This is a genomic window from Dactylosporangium sp. NBC_01737, assembly GCF_035963215.1.
GTDB lineage: Bacteria > Actinomycetota > Actinomycetes > Mycobacteriales > Micromonosporaceae > Dactylosporangium.
In genome coordinates, this window is record NZ_CP109153.1 from 2,930,881 (window position 1) to 2,951,759 (window position 20,879).

Below are 20,879 nucleotides of genomic sequence, written 5' to 3' on the forward strand. Positions count from 1 at the left end.
ACGCATGTCGAGTGTCCTGGGCGACCCGATCAAGTTCGTGCTCAACTGGGGGCGCCGCTATTCGCTGTGGGTGTTCAACTTCGGTCTCGCCTGTTGCGCGATCGAGTTCATCGCCACGTCGATGGGGCGGCACGACTTCATGCGCCTGGGCGTCATCCCGTTCGCGCACGGGCCGCGCCAGGCCGACCTCATGGTCGTCTCGGGCACCGTCACCGACAAGATGGCGCCTGCCGTCAAACGGCTCTATGACCAGATGCCCGAGCCGAAATACGTGATCAGCTTCGGCGCGTGCAGCAACTGCGGCGGGCCCTACTGGGACTCCTACTCGGTGACCAAGGGCGTCGACCAGCTCATCCCCGTCGACGTCTACGTCCCCGGCTGCCCGCCCCGGCCCGAGGCGCTCCTGCACGGCATCATGAAACTCCAGGACAAGATCGCGGGGGAGCAGTCGGGGCTCGGCGGTGTCAACCGGACCGACGTCAAAGCGCTGACCGCCCCGCCGGTGCGGAGGCCTTGACGTGAAGGTTGAGGAGCTCGGCGCGCTGTTCGGCGACGGCGCCACCGTCGGCGAGTCCGCCGGTGGTGGCCGTTTCAGCCGGCCGACCGTCGACGTGCCGCCGGATCGCTGGGTCGATGCGCTGCTGACCGCCCGCGACGAGCTGGCCTGCGACTTCTTCGACTGGCTGTCCGCGGTCGACGAACTGCCCGACGGTTTTGCCGTGGTCGCCCACGTCTACTCGACGTCGTTGCTGCACGGGCTGCTGCTGCGTGTGGTGCTGCCGCGGCTCTCGCCGGCTGTGTCCACGGTCGTTGCCGTCTATCCGGGCGCGGCCTGGCACGAGCGCGAGACGCACGAGATGTTCGGCATCGACTTCACCGGCAACGACGCACTGACGCCGCTGCTGCTCCCGCCGGAGTTCGAGGGGCACCCGCTGCGCAAGGAGTTCGTCCTCGCCTCCCGGGTCGCGAAGCCGTGGCCGGGCGCGAAGGAGCCGGGGGAGAGCGAGCATGCCGTCAGCAAGCGCGCCCCGATGCGCCCTCCGGGCGTGCCCGACCCCAGCGAGTGGCCGGGAGGCCGGATCTGATGCCGACCTGGTTGGAGCTGATCCTGCGGGTCCTCGTCGTCGTCGGCGCGTTCCTCACCCTGCCGCTCATCGTCGGCCAGGCCGAGCACAAGGTGATGGCGCACATGCAGGGCCGCCTCGGTCCCATGTATGCCGGCGCGTTCCACGGCTGGGCCCAGCTCGTCGCCGACGGGGTCAAGTTCGTGCAGAAGGAGGACATCACCCCGCGCGCCGCGGACCGGCAGGTCTTCCGGCTCGCCCCGGTCGTCGCGCTGCTGCCCTACCTGGCCGTCCTGCTGGTCATCCCGCTCGGGCCGCACGGTCTGGTCGCCCAGCCACTCGACGTCGGGCTGTTCTTCGTCCTCGCGGTCGTCGGCATCGGCGTGATCGCCGTGCTGATGGCCGCCTGGTCCTCGGCCAACAAGTATTCGCTGCTCGGCGGCCTGCGAGCGGCCGCGCAGCTGCTCGGCTACGAGCTGCCCTTCGTGCTGTCGGCGGCGTCGGTCGCCATGGCCGCCGGCACGCTGTCGCTGTCCGGCATCGTCGAGGCGTGGCGCCCCTGGTGGCTGCTGTGGCAGCTCCCGGCGATGCTGATCTTCTTCACCGCTGGGCTCGCCGAGATCCGCCGCCCGCCGTTCGACATGCCGATCGCCGACTCCGAGCTGGTCTTCGGCTACCTCACCGAATACACCGGCCTGCGCTTCGCGTTCTTCCTGCTGGCGGAGTACGTCGGCATCGTCGTCATCGCCGCCCTCACCACCGTGCTGTTCCTCGGCGGGTGGAAGGGACCGTTCGACGACCAGGTCGGCTGGCTGTGGACGCTGGTGAAGGTCTTCGCCGTCGCGTTCGTGGTGATCTGGCTGCGCGTGGCGTATCCCCGCCTGCGCGAGGACCAGCTGCAGCGCCTGTGCTGGCTGGTCCTCGTCCCCCTCGCCCTGTTGCAGCTGGTCGTCACCGCCGCGGTCAAGGTCGCACTGTGAGATTGGACGGGACCCATGGAACTTCCCGGTAAGGGGCTCGTCAAAGGCCTCGCCGTGACGCTCGGCACGCTGACCCAGCGCTCCGGCACCCAGCAGTATCCGGACGTCGAGCCCGACCTGCCGCCCCGCACCCGCGGCGTCATCGCGCTCATCGAGGAGAACTGCACGGTCTGCATGCTGTGCGCCAGGGAATGCCCCGACTGGTGCATCTACATCGACTCCCACAAGGAGGAGGTCGTCGTCCCCGGCGCGGCAAGGGCGCGGCAGCGCAACGTGCTCGACCGGTTCGCGATCGACTTCTCGCTGTGCATGTACTGCGGGATCTGCATCGAGGTGTGCCCCTTCGACGCGCTGCACTGGACGCCGGAGTTCGAGTACGCCGAGCACGACATCCGCGACCTGCTGCACGAGAAGGACCGGCTCGAGGAGTGGGTCGCCACCGTGCCCGCCCCGCCGGCCCACGACCATCGGGGCGAACCGGCCAAAGAGCAGACCGCCGCCGCAAAACGCTCAGGTCAGAGTGTTGTCTGACCGATCCGAGAGATGAGTCGCGCCCACGGCGCGGCCGACTGCTCGGAGGTGGCGGCATGTCCCGGCTGGGGATCTCGCAGAAGCTCTTCATCAGCTTCCTGCTCGTCTCGGTGGTGACGGTGGTGGTCGGCGGCTACGGCATCACCCGGTTGCGGGTGCTCAACCAGGCCACCGACGACGTCTACGCCACCGCCGGGGCACCGGGCGCCGCCGCGCAGAAGATGCAGAACCACTGGACCGAGACGCAGCTGCTGATGTACGCCGCCGTCGTCAGCCCGCCGGCGAACATCGAGCAGGTCGTCAACGGGTACATGAAACCGGTCGACGCCAGCTTCGACCGGGCCTACGCCGACTACCTTGCCAGCCGCCACACCGCCAAGGGCAAGGCCGTCGCCGACGAGCTGGCCACGCAGATGGCCGCGATGCGCAGGATCCGCGACGAGAAGATCCTGCCCGCGGCGCGGCAGGGCAACATGCCGGGCGCCCTGCAGGCCCTCTTCGATCCCGAGATCAGCGCGATCCTGGAGGCGCAGCAGGACGCCGGGAGCAGCATCGCCGAGATCGAACAGGCCAACGCCAAACAGATCTCCGACGACGCCACCGGCACCTACAACGCGGCCCGGACCAGCCTGATCGTGATGCTGATCCTCGGCGTGCTGCTGTCGCTGGGCCTGGCCACCCTGGTCGCCCGGTCGATCGTGCGCTCGGTCCGCGGGGCGAAGGCGGTCCTGGACCAGGTCGCGGACGGTGACCTGACCGCCCGCATGGACGTGACCGGCGGCGACGAGGTCGGGCAGATGGGCCGGGCGCTCAACGAGAGCCTCGACCGGATCGCCGAGATGGTCCGTCTCGTCGGCACGTCGGCCACCTCCCTGGCCGGCTCGTCGGCCCGCCTCACCGGGGTGGCCCGCACCATCGCCTCAGGCGTCGACGCCGCCGCCGAGCAGGCCACCGCCGTCAGCGGTGCGGCCGGCGAGGTGTCCCGCAACGTGCAGACCGTCGCCGTCGGCACCGACGAGATGAACGAGAGCATCCGGGAGATCGCGCAGAACGCCACGGAAGCGGTACGGGTGGCGAACGAGGCCATGGACGCCGCCAACGAGACGACCCGGACGATGGCGAAACTGGGCGAGTCCAGCGCCGAGATCGGCAACGTCATCAACGTGATCACCGGCATCGCCGCGCAGACCAACCTGCTCGCGTTGAACGCGACGATCGAGGCCGCCCGCGCCGGCGAGTCCGGCAAGGGCTTCGCGGTCGTCGCCAACGAGGTGAAGGACCTCGCGCAGGAGACCGCGAAGGCCACCGAGGACATCAGCAAGCGGATCTCGGCGATCCAGGCCGACGCGGCGAGCGCCGTGGCCGCGATCAGTCGCATCAGCGAGGTCATCGAGAGCGTCAACGGGTACCAGACGACGATCGCCTCGGCCGTCGAGGAGCAGACCGCGACGACGAACGAGATGGGTCGCAACGCGGCGAACGCGGCCAGTGGCAGCACCGAGATCGCCGCCAGCATCGACCGGGTGGCGCGGGCGGCGCAGTCCACGAGCGTCGGCGTGCAGGACACCGAGTCGGCGGCGGCGGAGCTGGCCGGGATGTCGCAGGAGCTGAGCCGGGTCGTCGCGCGGTTCCGCGCGTAGCTTTTTCTGCGTCTTGTCGCCCCGCCGGTCGAATCCTGTCGGACCCTGATGGCAGGATGTCGGCCATGAGGGTGGCATCGCGATGACATCGGCGGACGTGCTGCTCGCCGCGCTCGGCGCCGTCGCGCTGGGCGCGGGCCTGCTGGTCGTGACGACCCGGCACGTGGTCCGCGCCGGGCTGTGGCTCGTCGTCACGCTGGGCGCGGTCGCCGGGCTCTATCTCGTCTTGTCCGCGGAGCTGCTCGCCTGGATTCAGGTGCTGCTCTATGTCGGCGCCGTCGTGGTGCTGCTGCTGTTCGCCGTGATGCTGACCCGCGCGCCCATCGGCGCCAGCGACGACCTCGACCGGGTCCGCTGGCCCGGCGCGCTCGTCGGCGCCGGCGCGGGCCTCGTGGCGCTCTTCGCCGACGCGTTCCACTGGAGCCGGGTCGGGCTGCCCGCGCCCGGCACCGCCGAGGCGATCGGCGGCGCGGTGTTCCGCACCTGGGTGCTGCCGTTCGAGCTGGTGTCGGTGCTGCTGCTGGCCGCGCTGGTCGGCGCGATCGTGGTGTCCCGCCCCGACGTCAGCGCCGGCCCCCGCACCGGCTCCCGGCCCGACCCGCGGGGGCGCTGATGCATCCGGTCCTGCCGTTCACGATCGCGGCGCTGCTGTTCGGCATCGGCGTCTACGGCGTCATCGTCCGGCGCAACGCCGTGCTGCTGCTGATGGCGGTCGAGCTGCTGCTCAACGCGGTGAATCTGGTCTTTGTCACCGCCGACGCGACGATCCGGTCGCTGGTGCCGCACAGCGGCCAGTCGTTCACCCTGTTCATCATCGTGCTCGCCGCCGCCGAGATCGGTGTGGGGCTCGCCCTGATCCTCCAGCTGTATCGGCTGCGCCGCTCCGTCGACGTCGAGGAGCTGCCGCTCACCGAGGACGCCCAGGAGGTGGCCCGGTGAGGGTCGACCTCCTCGGACTGGCCCTGCCGGCGGTGCCGCTGGCCGCCGGCCTCGCCGGGCTGCTGCTGCGGCATCAGCGCCGCGGGGTCGCCGCCGCGCTCGGCACCGGCGCCGCGGCCGCCGCCCTGATCTGCGCGGTCGCCGTCGCCCTGCGCGGGGGGCGGGAGCCCGACGCCGGGATCGTCGTCGCCGACTTCGGCCGGCTGGCCGTCAGGTTCGGCACCTGGCTCGACGGCCCCGCCGGGCTCGTCGCCGTCGCCGTCGGCGTCGTCGCGCTGTGCGTCCAGATCTACTCCGTGGCCTATCTGCACGACGACGACCGCTACGCGCCCTATGCCGCGCAGGTCAGCCTGTTCACCGGCGCGATGCTGCTGGTGGTGGTCTCCGGCGACCTGATCGCCCTGCTGGTCGGCTGGGAGGTCATGGGCATCTGCTCCTATCTGCTGATCGGTCACGACCGGCGGCTGCCGGAGGCGCCCCGGGCCGCGGTCAAGGCGTTCCTGGTGACCCGCGTCGGCGACGTCGGCTTCCTGCTCGGCATCGTGCTGCTCGGGCTGCACGCCGGCAGCTTCCGCATCGCCGACGTGTTCACCGCCGACCTGTCCGCGGGCACCGTCACCGCCGCCTGCGTGCTGCTGCTCGCCGGCGTCGCGGGCAAGAGCGCCCAGTTCCCGCTGCACACCTGGCTGCCCGACGCGATGGCCGGCCCGACCCCGATCTCCGCCCTGATCCACGCCGCGACGATGGTCGCCGCCGGGGTCTATGTCGTGGCCCGGCTCTATCCGCTGTTCGAGCGCTCCGGCGCCGCGCTCACCGTGCTCGCCGTCATGGCGTCGATCACGATGCTGCTGGGCGCCCTCGCCGCCCTCGGCCAGGACGACATCAAACGGGTCCTGGCCTGGTCGACGGTCAGCCAGCTGGGCTACATGACCGGTGGCCTCGCCGTCGGCGCACCCGACGCCGCGCTGTTCCACCTGCTCACCCACGCCGCGTTCAAGGCGCTGCTGTTCCTCGCCGCCGGTGCGGTGATCCACGCCGTCGGCACCAACCTGATGGCCGCCATGGGCGGGCTGCGCACCCGCATGCCGGTGACGTTCTGGACGATGACGGCGGGCCTGGCCGCCCTCGCCGGTCTCCCGCCCCTGGCCGGCTTCTTCAGCAAGGACTCGATCGTCGAGGCCGCCTGGCACGCCACGTCGTCGGCGGAGGGCCCGCTGCCGCGGTCCGTGGCGGTGCTCGTGTTCGCGGCCGCGGCGCTGACGGTGCTGCTCACCGCGGCCTATGTGGTCCGCCTGTGGCGCCGCACGTTCCTCGGCGAGCCCCGCACCGCCGCCGCCCGCACCGGGCACGAGCCACCGTGGGCGATGCGCGGGCCGCTGCTGGTCCTCGCGGTGCCGACCGTCCTGCTCGGGTTCGCCAGCCTGTCGGCCGCCTTCGGCCGGCGGCTCGGCGGCGAGCACGCCATCGCCGAGATCGGTGTCTTCGCGCTGGTGCCGCTCGCGCTGCTGCTCGCCGGTGCCGCGCTCGCCTGGCGCCGCGACCCGGCCGCAGACCTGCCCGACACCGCCCTCACCCGGCTCCTCGCCAACGCGTTCTACCTCGACGCCGTCCAGGACGCGCTGGTCACCCGCCCGGTGACCGCCCTGGCCCGGCTCGCCCGGCGCACCGACGAGACCGTCGTCGACGGCGCCGTCGACGCGACCGGCACCGGGGCCACCGGCGCGGGCGCGCTCCTCGTCGGGCCCACACCGCCGGGCTGCCCCGCGCCACCGGCGCCGTCCTCGGCGGCGCGGTCATCCTCGCCGCCGCCATCGCCCTGGTTGTGGGGGTGTCCTGGTGAGCACCGGTCAGACCCTGCTCCTCGCGCTGCTGATCCTGCCCGCGATCGGCGCGCTGCTGGCCGCCGGCATGCCGGCCCGGCTCGACCGCGCCGGCCGCGTCGGCGGCACCGCGTTCGCCGCCGCGACCTTCGGCGCCACCCTGTTCTTCCTTCCCGGCAGCACCACTCCCGGCAGCACCACGCCCGGCAAGGGCGCCATCGTCCCGTGGGCCGAGCTCGACGTGCCCTGGGCGCCCGACCTCAGCCTGCGCTTCCACCTCGGCGTCGACGGCATCTCCTATCCGCTCGTCGTGCTCACCGCCGCGCTGACCATGCTCTGCTGCGCCTACTGCCTCTGGCGGGTCCCGGACCCGGGCCGCGGCCGGCTCCTGGTGGCGCTGCTGCTCGTCCTGGAGCTCGGCATCATCGGCGTGTTCCTCGCCCTCGACCTGGTGCTGTTCTTCGTCTTCTTCGAGATCGTCCTGCTGCCGATGTATGCGGTGATCGCCGTCTGGGGCGGCCCCGACCGCCGCCGCGCGGCCCGCAAGTTCGTCCTCTACACGCTCTTCGGCTCCGTGCTGCTCCTCGTCGGCGTCTTCACCGTCGTCTCCGCCGCGGGCACCGCCGACCTCGTCGCGCTCACCGACCCGGCGACCCGCCCGATGAGCAGCGGCCTGCAGCTGCTCGCGTTCGTGCTGCTCGCCGTCGCGTTCGCGGTGAAGAGCCCGCTCTGGCCGCTGCACACCTGGCTGCCCGCCGCGCACACGGAGGCCCCGACCGTCGGCTCGGTCATCCTCGCCGGCGTCCTGCTGAAGATGGGCACCTATGGCCTGCTCCGGGTTGCCGTCGGCGTCGCGCCCGACGCCGCCGCCCGCAGCGCACCGGTCCTCGGGATCCTCGCCACCGCCGCCATCATCGTCGGCGGCCTGGTCTGCCTCGCCCAGACCGAGCTCAAGCGCCTCATCGCCTACTCGTCCGTCGGCCACATGGGCTTCGTCCTGCTCGGCGTCGCCACCCTCACCACCACCGGCTTCCAGGCCGCCCTCATCGGCAACATCGCCCACGGCATCGTCACCGGCCTGCTGTTCTTCGTGGCCGGCGGCATCAAGGACCGCGCACACACCGGCGAGCTCGCCCAGCTCGGCGGCCTCCGCGAGACCGCACCCGCCCTCAGCGGCGTCCTCGCCTTCGCCGCCATCGCCTCCCTCGGCCTGCCCGGCCTCGCCGGCTTCTGGGGCGAGGCCTTCGCCGTCGTCGCCGCCTTCGAACGCGGCGGCCCGCTCTGGACCACGCTCGGCGTCCTGGCCGCCGCCGGCGCCGCCCTCGCCGCCGCCTACTTCCTGCGCCTCCTGCGCCGCGTCACCCACGGCGCCGCCACCCCGCCGGTCACCGCCCTCACCACCACCGGCCGCCTCCGCCCGGGCGAGCTGGTCGCGTGGTCCCCGCTGATCGCGCTGACCCTCGCGGTCGGCGTCGTCCCGGCCCTGGTCCTCGCCTACTCCGCCGACCCGGTCGCCGCCCTGGCAGAAGTGATCACCCGATGACCCCCACCCCGCCCCCGCCGGCCTCCCACTCCCCGGCACCCACCCACCGGGCTCCGGGCTTCCACACGGACTGCGGGCCGTCGTTCGTCGGTCCAGCCGTCGGTCTGTCCGCTCGTTCGGCAGGCGGCCTGGCTGTGCGCCTGGTGGCCGCACGTCCTGAGTCCGTCCCGTCGGCGCGTCCGGCGGGGGCGCCGCACGCGGCAGCTCCGTTCCCTGCCACGGACGCCACCCGGCGATCTGCGTCGACGGTCCGGGTCGGGTCACTGCTGATGCACCGCCTGACCACGACCATCCCCGGCGTTGAGGCCGCTGCGGGTCCGTCCGCCCGGCCGCCGGACCGCTCGTTCATGCGGGCTTCTGGCCAGTTGGTCGGCTGCGAGCCGGCCGGGGAGGTCGGGCGATGAGGATCGATCAGGTCGCGCTCCTGCCGACGTACGTTGCCGTCGCCACCGCCGTCCTCGCCCTGCTCGTCGACCTGCTCGTGCCCGGCAGGCGCGGCGCCGTCGTCGGGGCGACCGCGTTCGGCATGGTCGCGACCGCGGCCACCGCCGTCGGCGTGGGGCTGGGGCTCGGCGACGCCGGGCGGCGCACCGCGTTCTGCATCGGGCCCGACCAGTGTTCGCTGGTCTCGGACCCGGCGGCCGCCGCGGTCGGTGCCGCCTTCGCGGTCCTCGCGCTCGGCGCCGTCGCGCTGTCGTTGCCGCTGCTGCGGACCGGCGAGGTGCCCGTCGGGGAGTACTGCTTCCTGCTCGCCTGCTCGCTGACCGGCGCGGTCGTCCTCGGCGGCGCCCGCGACCTGATCACGCTGATCGTGGCGCTCGAGACGCTGACCCTGCCGCTGTATCTGCTCGTCGGCATCAGGCGCGGCGCGGCCACCGGCGCGTCCGCGGCGGTCACGTTCTTCGTGGTCAGCGTGGTGTCGACGGCGGTGGCACTGCTCGGCGCGGCGCTCGTGTACACCGCGACCGGCGGCGTGCACCTCGCCGACATCGCCCGCTCCGGCGCGAGCGCGCCGCAGCTGCAACCGCTGCTCAAGGTCGGCATGGTCCTGCTGCTGGCGGGTCTGGCGTTCAAGGTCGCCGCGGTGCCGGCGCACGCCTGGGCACCGGCAACCTACGACGGCGCCCCGCTGCCGGTCGCCGCGTACCTGTCGACCACCTCGAAACTCGGCGGCGTCGTCGCGTTGCTGCTCGTCGGCGTGGTCGCCGGTGGCCCGGTCCTCGCCACGTCGGGCCTGACCCTCGCGGTCCTCGCCGTGCTCAGCATGACCGTCGGCAACCTCGTCGCCCTCCGGCAGCGGCGCATGGTCCGCCTGCTCGCCTGGTCGTCGGTCGCCCAGGCCGGTTATCTGCTCGCCCCGCTCGGCGCGCTCCTCGCCTCCGGTGGCCGCACGCCCGACGCGATCGCGCTCGTGGTCGCGGCGACCGTGGCGTACGCCCTGTTCTACGTCGTCCTCGAGTTCTCCGCCTTCGCCGCCGTGGTCGCCGTCCGGGGCAGCGCCGACGGCGGTGACGTCGCCGACTACCGCGGCCTGGCCCGCCGTTCGCCGTGGCTGGCGGCAGTCCTGGTGATCGCGCTGACAGGCCTCGCCGGTCTGCCACCGGGGCTGGCGGGCCTGTTCGCCAAGGTGGCCGTGGTCCGCGCCCTGCTCGGCGGCGACGCCGCCTGGCTGGCGGTGGTCGTGGCACTCAACGCGGTCATCGGCCTCGCGTACTACGTCCGCGCCGTCGCCACCCTGTTCGCTGCCCCAGCCGCACCAGCCGCACCTCCGGTGTCAGCGCCTGAGCCGGTGCCGGCGACCGTCTCGGTGCCGGCGACCGTCTCGGTCGCCGAGGGGGCGTCGGTTTCTGCGCCGTCGCAGGTCGAAGCAGTGGTCCAGGTTGCCGACGGTGACCCGGCAGACGCTCGGGTGCGAGTCGGCTGGCCGGTCGCGGCGGCCGTCGGCGTGGCCGCGGTCCTCGCGGTGCTGCTCGGATTCGCCCCGCAGGGCGTGCTCGAGCTCGCCGCGTTCTTCCGCTGACAGGGCAAGAGGCCCAGGCCGCCGGCAAGGATGAAAGCCGCAAATCACCCACAGTGCAGGCGTGGTGTTCAGCCAGCTCACAGCCGGCGCAGGGAAGGGTCACAGCGGGCCGCGGTGTTGTAGGAGGTATGCAGCACAGGCATCTCAACGGTCTCAAGACGGCGGCCCTGCTCGGGCTGCTGACCTCGCTGATCCTGCTTGTCGGCTACTGGCTCGGCGGTAGCACCGGTCTGGTCGTCGCCGTGTTCCTGTCGCTCGGCATGAACGCGTTCAGCTACTTCTACTCCGACAAGCTCGCCCTGCGCGCGATGAACGCCCAGCCGGTCACCGAGGCGCAGGCGCCCGACCTGTACGCAATGGTCCGGGAGCTGTCCACGTCCGCCGGGCAGCCCATGCCCAGGCTGTACGTCAGCCCGACCATGCAACCCAATGCCTTCGCCACCGGCCGGAGCCCGAAACACGCCGCCGTCGCCGTCACGCAGGGCATCCTCGGCATCCTGACCCCCCGCGAGCTGCGCGGCGTCGTCGGCCACGAGCTGTCCCACGTGTACAACCGCGACATCCTCATCTCCAGTGTCGCCGGCGCACTCGGCGGCATGATCACGATGCTCGCCCAGCTGGCGATCTTCCTGCCACTCGGTGGCTCCTCCGATGACGACGACGGTCCCGGCCTCGGCGGCATGCTGCTGATGCTCATCCTGGGCCCGCTCGCCGCGACGGTGATCCAGCTCGCCATCAGCCGCAGCCGCGAATACCAGGCCGACGAGTCCGGCGCGAGGCTGACGGCCGACCCGCTCGCCCTGGCAAGTGCGTTGCGCAAGATTCATCGCGGTACCCAGGCGCTGCCGCTGCCGGCCAACGGTCAGCTCGCCAGCCAAGCACACCTCATGATCGACAATCCGCTCCGGGGCGGCGGGATCGCGTCGCTGTTCTCGACCCACCCGCCGATGGAGCAGCGGGTCGCCAGGCTGGAGGAGATGGCGGGCGTCACGTACCGCTGACGCGAAAAACCCGATCGGGTGACCGGAGCCTGCCGTTAGGATCGGCAGGCTCTTCACCCGTTACCGAGTTTGAGATGAGGCACGGCGTTGCGGCAGTACGCGGCGGTATGGCGGCTTCCCGGCGCGCCCGTTCTGCTGATCGTCGGGGTGCTCGCCCGGCTCGGTATCGGCATGGTCTCGCTGTCACTGCTGCTGCTCCTGCAGCAGACGACCGGCCGGTACGCGCAGGCCGCCGCCGCGTGTGCCGTCTATGCGCTCGCCGGCGCGGCCGCCAGCCCTGTAGCCGGGCGACTCGCCGACCGGGTCGGCCCCGCACCGGTGCTGCTCGTCACCGGCGTCGCCCACCCCTTGGCGCTCGCGTTGCTGATCTTCGTCGCGCTCCGGCAGGCACCGCTGCCCGTGATCGTCGGGGCGGCCGTCGTGGCCGGTGCCACGTTCCCGCCGCTGACCGCCGCCGTGCGCGGCACCTGGAACGCGCTGACCGCAGACCTGCCGCACGTGCGGGTCACCGCCCTCGCGGCCGAGACGGCACTGTTCGAGGTCGTCTTCGTGGCCGGCCCGATGCTGGTCGCGCTGTGCGTCGTGCTGTGGCAGCCCGCGGTCGCGCTCGGCGCCGCCGCCGGCGTGACCCTGCTCGGCACCCTGGTCGTCGCCCGTGGCCAGGCCATCCGGTCGTGGCGCCGCCACGCGGACCACACCGACGCCAAGGGCCTCGGCCCCCTGCGGGTCGCCGGGTTCGTGCCACTGCTGGTGACCGCGTTCGGCCTCGGATTCGCGTTCGGCGGTGTCGGAGTCGCCGTTCCCGCGTACGCCACCGCGTATGTCGAACACGACCCGGAAGGCGTCGGCGGCCTGCTGCTCGGCGTGTGGGGCATCGGCAGCGCCGTCAGCGGCTTCTACTTCGGTACGCGGCCGCCGGGGCGCCTCGGCTGGCTGCTCGGCGGGGTGGCCGCCAGCATCCTGGTCCTCGCCGCGATGCCCAGCGCGCTGGCGCTCGGCATCGCCCTCGTCCTCGGCGGCGCCACCATCGCACCCGCGCTCACCGTGCAGAACTCGCTCGTCGGGCAGATCGTGCCCGGCTCGATGCTCAACGAGGCGTACACCTGGCTCGTGACCGTCTCGGTGGCCTCCAGCGCGGCCGGCGTCGCCGTCATGGGGCTCGTCGTGGACCACCCCGGCGGCGTCGTCTGGGCGTTCCTGCTGGCGGGCACCGCCGTCGCGCTCGGCGCGCTGGTGGCGGGCAACCCGCGCGGCGCGATCGCGCGGGCCACCACGCAGGCGTCACTCACATGAGTGATGCCCGGCGCACGTCCGTGTATGGTCACGCCTCATGGCATTGCCGATCCACGCCGTGCTGGCAGACCCCGATCACCGGGAAGAGCCCGACACCGAGATCTGTGACACCGACAGTTTCGTGCTGATCCGCGCCGAGGAGACCCCCGAGCGTCCCGAGCGGCGCCCACCGGCCCGCCGGGACTGAAGGCTCACCGGTAGTTGGTGAACTGCAGCGCGATCCCGAAGTCCTCACCCTTGAGCAGCGTGATGACCGCCTGCAGGTCGTCCTTCTTCTTGCCGGTCACACGCAGCTGATCCCCCTGGATCTGCGCCTGGATGCCCTTCGGCCCCTCGTCGCGGATCTTCTTGGAGATCTCCTTCGCCTTGTCCGACTCGATGCCCTGGACGATCTTGGCATCGATCTTGTACGTCTTGCCGGACGCGCGCGGCTCGCCCGCGTCGAGCGACTTGAGCGAGATGTTGCGCTTGACCAGCTTCTCCTTGAAGACCTCGAGGGCCGCGACCACGCGCTCCTCGGTCTCCGCCTGGAGGCTGACCGTCTCCTCCCCGGCCCACTTGATCTCAGCGCCGGTGCCGCGGAAGTCAAACCGCTGCCCCAACTCCTTGTCGGCCTGGTTGAGCGCGTTGTCGACCTCCTGCCGGTCGACCTTGCTGACGATGTCGAACGAGGGTGCCGAAGCCATGGCAGATGCTCCTGTGGTGCGATCGTTGGCGGATACGGGCGTGCCGAGGGTACCCGTTTGCGTTGCCCCCGGGGCGTACCGCTATTCTTGCTTCCGCCAGGCGGGTTGCCCGAGCGGCCAATGGGAGCGGACTGTAAATCCGTCGCGAAAGCTACAGAGGTTCGAATCCTCTACCCGCCACTGGCAGGACAGTAAGGCCCCCGAGCAGGGGAAACTCTGCTCGGGGGCCTTACTCGTCGGTCCCACTGCGTCTCACCCGGTGCCGCTGGATCTCACCCGTCGCGCCAAATGCGTGCCAAAGTTCGCGCCGCGATCACCCTGCTGAGCGCGGTGGTTCGAGCCCCAGCGCCAGGGCGATGCGGTGGAGCGCGGCGGCTGTCCCTCCGTCGAGGCACTTGGCGTAGACGTCGAGAAGCACCTTGACGCTGTTGCCCGCCCACTCCGCTACCTGCGTCGGTGGCACGCCAGCGTTGAGCCACGTCGACAGGCAGGCGTGGCGTAGGTCATACGGTCGCTTCGCGAGCGGCGAGCGCATCTGGGCGGCCGTGAGCGCCTCCTTGCGCGCTTTGCGCCATGCCGTCGTGTATGCGTTGTTCGGGATCGGTTGTCCTGCCGTAGGCACGTACCGCCCGCCCGGCCCTCTGCGCGTGACGAACAGTCGGCCATTGTCCGCCGGGGCGTACTTCGCGACGTGCCGCGCGAGCAGCTCGGCGAGCGGTGGCGCGACAGGCACCGATCGGGTGGCGGTCTTGGCGCGGTGCTTGAGCCCGCGGTCCTCGGTGACCTTGGCGCCGTTGCTCCATCCTTGACCGACAGCGACCGTCGCGCCGGTCAGATGCAGCCAGCCCCACGCTCCCGGTGCTGACGGCCGTTCGTACTCGTCATCGGCGAGGTGCAGCACCTCCTCCGGCCGCAACCCGGCGAAGTACATGCAGCCGAAGAACGCCACCAGCTCGGGACTGTCGGCAGCGACGGCGGCGAGCAGCGCGTCGGCCTGCTTCGGATTGGCGACCACCGCCCGGTCGACGCCCTCGTCCTTCTTCGGCGCGGTCCAGCTCACCAGCGACAGCGGATGGACGTCGAGCAGCCGCAGCTCCACGGCGTACCGCAGGGCGTTGGACAACACCGCACGCTTTCGTGTCACGGTCGCGGCACCGGCTGGCTTGCCGTCGATGCGGAGCGCGAGCGTGTCGAGCACCTTCCGTACCAGGGCAGCGTCGTTGAGCGCCGACAGGTTGACGGTGTTCGCCTCCACCCACGAGACCGCGCCAGCCAGTTTGGCCGGCGGCGGCCCGGCTGTGCGTGCTGTGGTGTTGAAGACGTAGCCGTACAGCGCGGCGCGCATGGTCTCCGCATCGGGCGCCCCTCGATCGCTGGACAGCAATACGGGCGTGACGGTGGCGAGGGACTCGGCGATGCCCTTGCGATGGTTCGGCGAAGCATGCGGCCACTTCATGTCCACGTAGGCCGTGGCGTGCTGGAACCATGACCGCGTCCGCAGCTCTCGCGCCATCGGCTCGGGCAGGCCGCACGCCTCGTCAAAGGCCACGCCCTCGCGCTGGGCGACGATCAACCGCGAGCGGAAGCTCTCCGCCAATGCCCGCGTCTGGAACGACTCGCCGAACCTCTGGCCAGCGACCAGCCACCGCAGCCGCCAAGTGCTGCGCGGCTTGCCGGTCTTCCGATCCTTGCCCTTGTGCTCCGAGATTCCCCAGATGCGAACGTCGAAGGTCGTCATGCGGCCTGCGGCTCCTCTCGGCTGGCGATCCAGGCGTTGAAGTCGGCTCGACGGATGCGGAGTTGGCCGTTGGGGAGCTTGTAGGTGCGCGGCGCTTCGCCGATCGCCTTCCAGCGGAAGAACGTCGACTTCGGGACGTCCAGCTCGGCGAGGAACTCAGCGAGGGTCAAGAACTCCCGGGACACCATCGGCCGTGCCTCCTGATTGGTGCGTGAGGGGCGGTGACGTCGACGCTGAGCGCCTGTCGAGTGTTTGGGTGCCTCTGCGCTGTGCGGTGGCAACGAAGCGTCAGCGGGCGTTTGGAGGCCGGTCTGAGGCGGTCGCAGAGGCAAGATCTTATGAACGTCGATGTAATTGCCTACGTCGGTTCCTTCCAGGGGCACTGAGGCGGTCGGTCGGCAGCGCGCGCCGCCGTCCGGCGAGATGTCCGTGACAGAACTGACAGAACTGACAGAACCTCGGGCTGAAGGGGGTTGTGTCAGTTGTGTCAGTTCTGTCGGGCGCCTCACGCCGTTCTCCGCGCGGCGCCGATGGCGTGGACGGTCGCGACCGGCCGGTGCACCTCGGGGTGAACGAGGTAGCTCGGCGACGGCGGCCGTCCGCCCTTCGCGGAGCGCGCCGGTTGGTCGAGCTGGCGCACGTAGCCGTGGGCGTCGAGGACATCAAGGGCCGGGTCAAGGTCGGCGACGGTGGCGAGCTGGCTGCTCTTGACCGCCCGGAACAGCTCGCGCTTGGTGAACGCGGTCGAGCCGGTGCGCTCGATCCAGCCGAGGACGGTCCGAGCGTTGCGGGTGGCGTGGTCGGCGCCCATGTCGTCGAACGCGGCCAGGGCGTGCACGGCGAAGTAGTCGCCGAGGAACGCGGCCCGCTCGATCGTGTCGGCCTCGATCGGCTTGCCCCACCCGTCGCGGAGGTGTTCGCCGAGGTGCAGCAACCCGGCGAGGCGAACGACGGCGCCGGTGTACTTGCTGCCCCAATCCACGATGTGCCCCCACGCGCCGCCCGGCGCGAGCCGCGGCTCCACGGCCCGCTCGATGTCCAGCACCCGCTCGTTCGCGTCGGGCGTGAGCGGCAGCACCGCCGGGTCGGTCCACTCCGCGAGGGTCAGGACCAGCGCCGAGAGGTTCGCCGTGTACGCGGCGGCCACCTCGGCGGGCACCGGGTCAGCGCCGATGCGGCGCCGGCCAACGGTGTTCTCCGGCAGGGAGAACAGGATCCGCGCGAGCAGCCCGAGGCCACGGAATCCCGGCATGCTGGCGATGTCGCGCAGCACGTCAGGCTGCACGGCCAGGCCGAGGGTCAGCGCGGGCTTCTCGACGTGCTCGGCGTCGCGGCTCTGCCGGCCGATCCGCATCATGTCCCCGGCGTGGCCCTTGAGGAACACCTCCAGGTTCGGGGTGCCGGAGTACCGCCCGGCGATGGTGGCGAAGATGCCACCCTCCGGCGACAGCACGGCGAGGCGTCCGCCCTGTGCGGCGAGCAGCGACGCGGCCGCTTCGCTGGTGACGTCGTCGGCGACCAACTGCGGCAGCACCGGCACGCTGACCGCGTCGGCCTGCATGGCGGCGGCGGTCGCGTCGGCGAGCAGCGTGTCACGGCCCGACGCGTCGGCGTTGGCGGCGGCGTTCGCCGCGCGTTCGGCGGCCTTCCCGGCGACCTTCGCCGCGAGCTCCGCCTCCACGATCGCCGGTTTCGTCCGCTCGACCAGCGCCCGCTCGGCGCCGAGGAGCGGCCCGATCATCGCGGCGAACACCGCCGACTTGCGGGAGCCCGGCGGCAGTACCACGACGGTGTAGAGGTTCGTCGGCTCCCGCCACGAGCCGCGTACCTCCACCTCGGCGCGGCCACCGGCGGCGGTCGACAGCGCCGCGAGGGCGATGCTGCCCGCGAGGTCGAGCGGCGTTTGGGTGAACTCCGCGACGGCGTACACCATCTCGGCGACCCAGCCGGGCAGCACCTCGGCGGGGAACGCGGGGAGGTGCCGCCCGGCGCCGATCGGGATCAGCGTTGGCCAACCGCCCGCGGTTGCGGTGTCGAGCATCGCGCGCCCGGCGGCGACCAGGTCGGTGACGTCGGCGCCGGTCGTCGCGAGGTGCGTCAGTTGCTCGCCGAGGTCGACCACGTGACGTCGGCGAGCGTGGTCAGCCACGATGCCGGCGTAGTGTCCGGCGTTCGCGGCGGTGGGCGTGGCCTGCATCAGCGTGTGCAGGTACGGCGCGCCGCCGACGCGGCCCAGCTCGCCAGTCTCGGCGAGGTGCGCGGCGAGGGCGACGGGGTCTGTCGGCTTCCCGGCGGCGTGCAGGTGCAGCAGCGCTTCCCACAGCGCCGCGTGTGCGGGCCGGTAGAAGTCGCCTGGCGCGAGCGTGGCGGCCAGGTCGCCGATCACGTGCGGCGCCAGCAGCGCGGCACCGACGACGGCCTGCTCGGCGGCTTCGTCATGCGTGGAACGAGTCACGATGCGTCTCCCCTGTGGACGATCACGTCAGGCGATTCGGCGGCGGGTGTGCAGGTCGATGACCGGTGCGGTCGGCAGGGCGATGACCACGGCGAGCGCGTCGCCCTGGTCGTCGTCGCCGGGCGCCCGGTCGGCCTCGGCGTGGGCGCACGTCATGTGGCACGGCCGGTTCCGCTCGTCGCGCAGGATCGCCGGGGTGCCGCACAGACGGCACGGGAGCGGCCGACCGGCGCTGTGTTCGCTCCAGTCCAGGAACGCCATCACGCGGCCCTCCGGACGCTGGCGCGGGTGGCGCGGCCGATGACGGCGCCGAGGTCGCGGGCGAGGCCGAGCAACTGCGCGCGGGCGACCGGCTCGGCGGCGGCGAGCGCCACCGTGAGGGTCACCTCGGCGTGCTCCCGACCATCGGCGGCGCGCACGCGGGTGAGCAGCGCGCGGCCGAGGCCCTCGACGTTGACCACGAGCGGGTCGGCGCGGTGCTCGCCGAGGCCGCACCGGTGCCCTCCGGCGCACCAATCGGGGTGCCGCCGGTTCATCGGGTGCCCTTGCGGCGCTCGTTGTTGAGGTACGTGTAGATGCGGCGGCCGATGCGGACGCGGCGGCCCGTGCCGTCGCAGCGCGGGCAGAGCCGGAACATGCGGCGGGAGAACGGGTTGCGGAGCTTGCCGTCGCCCTTGCAGCGGCGGCAGGCACCGAACGGGAACACCGCGCAGGCGAGCAGGTAGTACAGGCTGTAACCGAGGGTGGCGAGGCTAGCTAGCATGACGAGGGACCCCACGGAATGCCTCCTGAAGGCGTTTTGAGGGCGCAAAGGGCTGGCGCTGCTAGTGGCTAGCGCGCTGATCAGGTGTGGGATGTGGTGCTAGCGGGGCTGCTAGGTCTAGCAGGGGATGCTGCTAGACCTAGCAGCCCGTTCGGGGCGGTCAGGCGGCGCTGTCGCCCCCGCGTCGGTTACGCTCCGCGACCGCATCGGCGATGGTCTGCCGGTCGATGCCGCGCCGGTTGGCGCCCTTGCCGGTGACCGGGTCGGTGCCCCACACCTGCGACGTGGTGATCCCGTACGGCTTGAGCGCGGCGCCGAGCTGGTCGCGCGTGAGGTCGGCGTAGACGTCCGGCCGCAGCGCGGTGAGGCGCTCCACGAGGGTCTCCGCCCACAGCTTCGGCTCGTCGGCGCGGAACACGCCGAGCAGGTCCTCCAGCAGCGTCTCCCGCCGCGTCGAGGGCGTCTCGGCGGTCCGGCCGGCGGCGTAGCCGGTGAGGGTCCCCGCGGCTTCCCGAGCGGCGTGGGCGCGGGCGGCGAGCACCTCGACGGTCGGACCGTCGAGGTAGTACGTCCGCACGATCTGTGCCTCATCGGCGGCGCCGACCAGGTAACCGACGCCCAGGTCGCGCTTGGTGAACATGGTTGCCCGCAGGCCGTTGCGGTAGCTGGACGTGCCGAGCACCATGTCGTTCTCCAGCTGGCCCATGACCCGCAGGCAGAACCGGGTACCGACGTTCGCCGACACTCCCGTGGGCAGGCTCTTGGCGTCCGGGCGCTGCGTGGCCAGGACGAGGATCACGCCCAGGGCGCGGCCGAGCTTCACGATCTTCTCCGCCAGCTCTCCGGCTTCCTTGCCGAACTCCGCGTGCGCGAACAGGTCCTGACATTCGTCGAACACCGCGACCAGCCAGTGCAGGCCCTTGATCCGGCGCGCGAGGTCGCCGGTGACCTTGTTGTCTGGGCAGACGTCCTTCGGCAGCTTCTTGATGATGGCCGCGCGACGCTGGCACTCCTCGCGTAGCTCCCGCAGCGCGATCAGCCCAGCCTCGGCGGTGTCGTCGTCCATCCCGGACGCGTACCGCGCACAGATCTTCGCGAGGGGGTCGAGGCCGCCGGTGCCCTTGAAGTCGTAGCCCCACACCTCGGCGTGCGGGTCCAGCGCGGCGACGAGCATCGGCAGCTGCACGGCGGCGGTCTTGCCGTAGCCGGGGATCGAGCCGATCAGGACGTTGGTGTACGGCATCTCCATGAACACCTGCCGACCGCGGGGGTCGGTCCCGAACGGGAACGGCTTGGCCACGTCGACGGTCGCGGCCTTGAGCAGCGGCCAGACCGGCGGCGCGGATGCGGCCATCGGCTGGTCACCGACCCACAGCACGAGCCGGGACGGGCTGATGTCGGCGTTGCCCTCCGGCCACACGCAGCCGAGCGGGCGGCCGAGGCCGGACGCGAGCTTGTCGCGGCGGTCCATCACCTCGCCGATCGTCACGCCGGGCGGCAGGTCGACGTCGGCGCGCCAGCCGGGACCGTCGCGGGTGATCGGCGCCGGGAACCCGATGGCGCGGTCGCCCTGCTTGGCGATGGCCTGGTTGATCCCGGCGACGCCGAGCACGGACAGCGCCCGGACCACGATGTCCGACGTCAGCTTCGCCACCCGCGTACCGACCACGGCCCGGTCGAGCAGCGGCCGGTCAGCCGGAGCACCCGCAAGCCCGAACACCAGCACCGCCACGCCGAGGGCGGCCCACGGCACCCACGACGGCGCCAGAGCGAGCGTGACCGCGCCGACGATGGCCGCGACGATGACGGCCAGGGCGACGATGCCCCGCCACCGGACACGTCGGTCACGCTGCCGCGACAGGTGCAGGTACTGCTCTGCGTTCTCGGTGCGGACGGTGGCCTGCCGGACCGGCGCGGCCTCCAGGTCGAACAGCCACCGGCGCGCCGCGCCCAGAGCGCGGAACAGGCCGACCGGCGCGCGGAGCGCCAGCTTCGCCGCGTACTTCGGCAACCGAAGCAGGTGGTAGGCGGTGACGTGGCCGACGTACCCGGCCGCCCAGACCGTCACGTCGTGCAGCTCGGCGCGGGAGCGCAGCCACGGCGGCAGCAGCGGCCGGCGCTCGGCGCCACGCCGGTCGAGCTTCGCGACGCGCTGCGCCTGCGGCGAGTCGACCAACACCGGGCCACCGTCGAGGTCGTCGCCCAGGTCCACGCCGTCCTCGACGCGGTTGCGGCGGTCACGCTCGGCGCCGAGGTCGACCACGTTGGTCACGTCGGCGACTTCGGTCTCGTACTTGGACCAGTCGAACCCGTTCGGGTGCTCGCGGTCCGGTTCGTTGCTCGTCATGCTGAGGGTCTCCTGACTCACTTGCTGGGGATGGGAGACCGGTGCGCGGCCGGGTTCCT

General features: G+C 72.0%; 20 protein-coding genes, 1 tRNA gene and 1 pseudogene. 14 read left to right on the forward strand and 8 right to left on the reverse strand.

The window, feature by feature from the left end:
* Positions 1-4 precede the first annotated feature (4 nt).
* The 13 genes and pseudogenes from OHA72_RS12985 to OHA72_RS13045 all read left to right on the forward strand — a co-directional run bounded on the left by OHA72_RS12985 (position 5) and on the right by OHA72_RS13045 (position 13,018).
* Entirely contained in the window at positions 5-517 is a 513-nt protein-coding gene (locus OHA72_RS12985) for an NADH-quinone oxidoreductase subunit B (RefSeq protein WP_327008095.1), read from the forward strand.
* Position 518: 1 nt separating this feature from the next.
* Entirely contained in the window at positions 519-1,085 is a 567-nt protein-coding gene (locus tag OHA72_RS12990; protein ID WP_327008096.1) for an NADH-quinone oxidoreductase subunit C, read from the forward strand.
* Entirely contained in the window at positions 1,085-2,044 is a 960-nt protein-coding gene (gene nuoH, locus OHA72_RS12995; RefSeq protein WP_327008097.1) for an NADH-quinone oxidoreductase subunit NuoH, read from the forward strand. Before OHA72_RS12990 ends, nuoH begins: the two co-directional genes overlap by 1 nt.
* 15 nt (positions 2,045-2,059) lie before the next feature.
* Complete coding sequence (locus OHA72_RS13000; RefSeq protein WP_327008098.1) at positions 2,060-2,575, forward strand: NuoI/complex I 23 kDa subunit family protein; 516 nt, start codon at positions 2,060-2,062, stop codon at positions 2,573-2,575.
* Positions 2,576-2,631: 56 nt separating this feature from the next.
* Positions 2,632-4,215 (forward strand): methyl-accepting chemotaxis protein, encoded by a 1,584-nt coding sequence (locus tag OHA72_RS13005; RefSeq protein WP_327008099.1) that lies wholly within the window; start codon positions 2,632-2,634, stop codon positions 4,213-4,215.
* An 82-nt stretch (positions 4,216-4,297) separates the two neighbouring features.
* Entirely contained in the window at positions 4,298-4,828 is a 531-nt protein-coding gene (locus tag OHA72_RS13010) for an NADH-quinone oxidoreductase subunit J family protein (protein ID WP_327008100.1), read from the forward strand.
* A complete protein-coding gene (nuoK, locus tag OHA72_RS13015) occupies positions 4,828-5,154 on the forward strand; it encodes an NADH-quinone oxidoreductase subunit NuoK (RefSeq protein ID WP_327008101.1) in 327 nt (108 codons plus the stop codon). Before OHA72_RS13010 ends, nuoK begins: the two co-directional genes overlap by 1 nt.
* Positions 5,151-6,994: pseudogene (locus OHA72_RS13020) on the forward strand (NADH-quinone oxidoreductase subunit 5 family protein). The gene nuoK and the pseudogene OHA72_RS13020 overlap by 4 nt, the downstream one beginning before the upstream one ends.
* Positions 6,991-8,517, forward strand: coding sequence for a complex I subunit 4 family protein (locus OHA72_RS13025; protein ID WP_327008102.1), 1,527 nt, complete (start codon positions 6,991-6,993; stop codon positions 8,515-8,517). The pseudogene OHA72_RS13020 and the gene OHA72_RS13025 overlap by 4 nt, the downstream one beginning before the upstream one ends.
* A gap of 400 nt (positions 8,518-8,917) precedes the next feature.
* A complete protein-coding gene (locus OHA72_RS13030; RefSeq protein WP_327008103.1) occupies positions 8,918-10,537 on the forward strand; it encodes an NADH-quinone oxidoreductase subunit N in 1,620 nt (539 codons plus the stop codon).
* Between the two features lie 128 nt (positions 10,538-10,665).
* A complete protein-coding gene (gene htpX, locus OHA72_RS13035) occupies positions 10,666-11,538 on the forward strand; it encodes a zinc metalloprotease HtpX (protein ID WP_327008104.1) in 873 nt (290 codons plus the stop codon).
* A gap of 87 nt (positions 11,539-11,625) precedes the next feature.
* Entirely contained in the window at positions 11,626-12,831 is a 1,206-nt protein-coding gene (locus tag OHA72_RS13040) for an MFS transporter (protein WP_327008105.1), read from the forward strand.
* 37 nt (positions 12,832-12,868) lie between these two features.
* On the forward strand, positions 12,869-13,018 hold the full coding sequence (locus OHA72_RS13045) for a hypothetical protein (protein WP_327008106.1): 150 nt from the start codon (positions 12,869-12,871) through the stop codon (positions 13,016-13,018).
* A gap of 4 nt (positions 13,019-13,022) precedes the next feature.
* Here the strand turns inward: OHA72_RS13045 and OHA72_RS13050 are convergent, their stop codons facing one another.
* On the reverse strand, positions 13,023-13,517 hold the full coding sequence (locus OHA72_RS13050) for a YajQ family cyclic di-GMP-binding protein (RefSeq protein WP_203845059.1): 495 nt from the start codon (positions 13,515-13,517) through the stop codon (positions 13,023-13,025).
* Positions 13,518-13,616: 99 nt separating this feature from the next.
* Here OHA72_RS13050 and OHA72_RS13055 point away from each other — a divergent pair.
* Positions 13,617-13,697 (forward strand) — tRNA-Tyr (locus OHA72_RS13055).
* Positions 13,698-13,830: 133 nt separating this feature from the next.
* Here the strand turns inward: OHA72_RS13055 and OHA72_RS13060 are convergent.
* From OHA72_RS13060 to OHA72_RS13090, 7 genes are all read right to left on the reverse strand, one after another.
* Complete coding sequence (locus OHA72_RS13060; RefSeq protein WP_327008107.1) at positions 13,831-15,255, reverse strand: tyrosine-type recombinase/integrase; 1,425 nt, start codon at positions 15,253-15,255, stop codon at positions 13,831-13,833.
* Positions 15,252-15,425: a helix-turn-helix transcriptional regulator gene (locus OHA72_RS13065; protein ID WP_442788572.1), complete on the reverse strand. Its 174-nt coding sequence runs from the start codon at positions 15,423-15,425 to the stop codon at positions 15,252-15,254. Before OHA72_RS13065 ends, OHA72_RS13060 begins: the two co-directional genes overlap by 4 nt.
* A 335-nt stretch (positions 15,426-15,760) precedes the next feature.
* Positions 15,761-17,710, reverse strand: a complete 1,950-nt coding sequence (locus OHA72_RS13070) for a DUF3987 domain-containing protein (RefSeq protein ID WP_327008109.1) — start codon at positions 17,708-17,710, stop codon at positions 15,761-15,763.
* A 27-nt stretch (positions 17,711-17,737) separates the two neighbouring features.
* Complete coding sequence (locus OHA72_RS13075) at positions 17,738-17,974, reverse strand: hypothetical protein (RefSeq protein ID WP_327008110.1); 237 nt, start codon at positions 17,972-17,974, stop codon at positions 17,738-17,740.
* Entirely contained in the window at positions 17,971-18,246 is a 276-nt protein-coding gene (locus OHA72_RS13080) for a hypothetical protein (RefSeq protein WP_327008111.1), read from the reverse strand. Before OHA72_RS13080 ends, OHA72_RS13075 begins: the two co-directional genes overlap by 4 nt.
* Positions 18,243-18,473 (reverse strand): hypothetical protein, encoded by a 231-nt coding sequence (locus OHA72_RS13085; protein ID WP_327008112.1) that lies wholly within the window; start codon positions 18,471-18,473, stop codon positions 18,243-18,245. Before OHA72_RS13085 ends, OHA72_RS13080 begins: the two co-directional genes overlap by 4 nt.
* A 160-nt stretch (positions 18,474-18,633) precedes the next feature.
* Entirely contained in the window at positions 18,634-20,820 is a 2,187-nt protein-coding gene (locus tag OHA72_RS13090; protein WP_327008113.1) for a P-loop NTPase family protein, read from the reverse strand.
* Between the last annotated feature and the right edge of the window lie 59 nt (positions 20,821-20,879).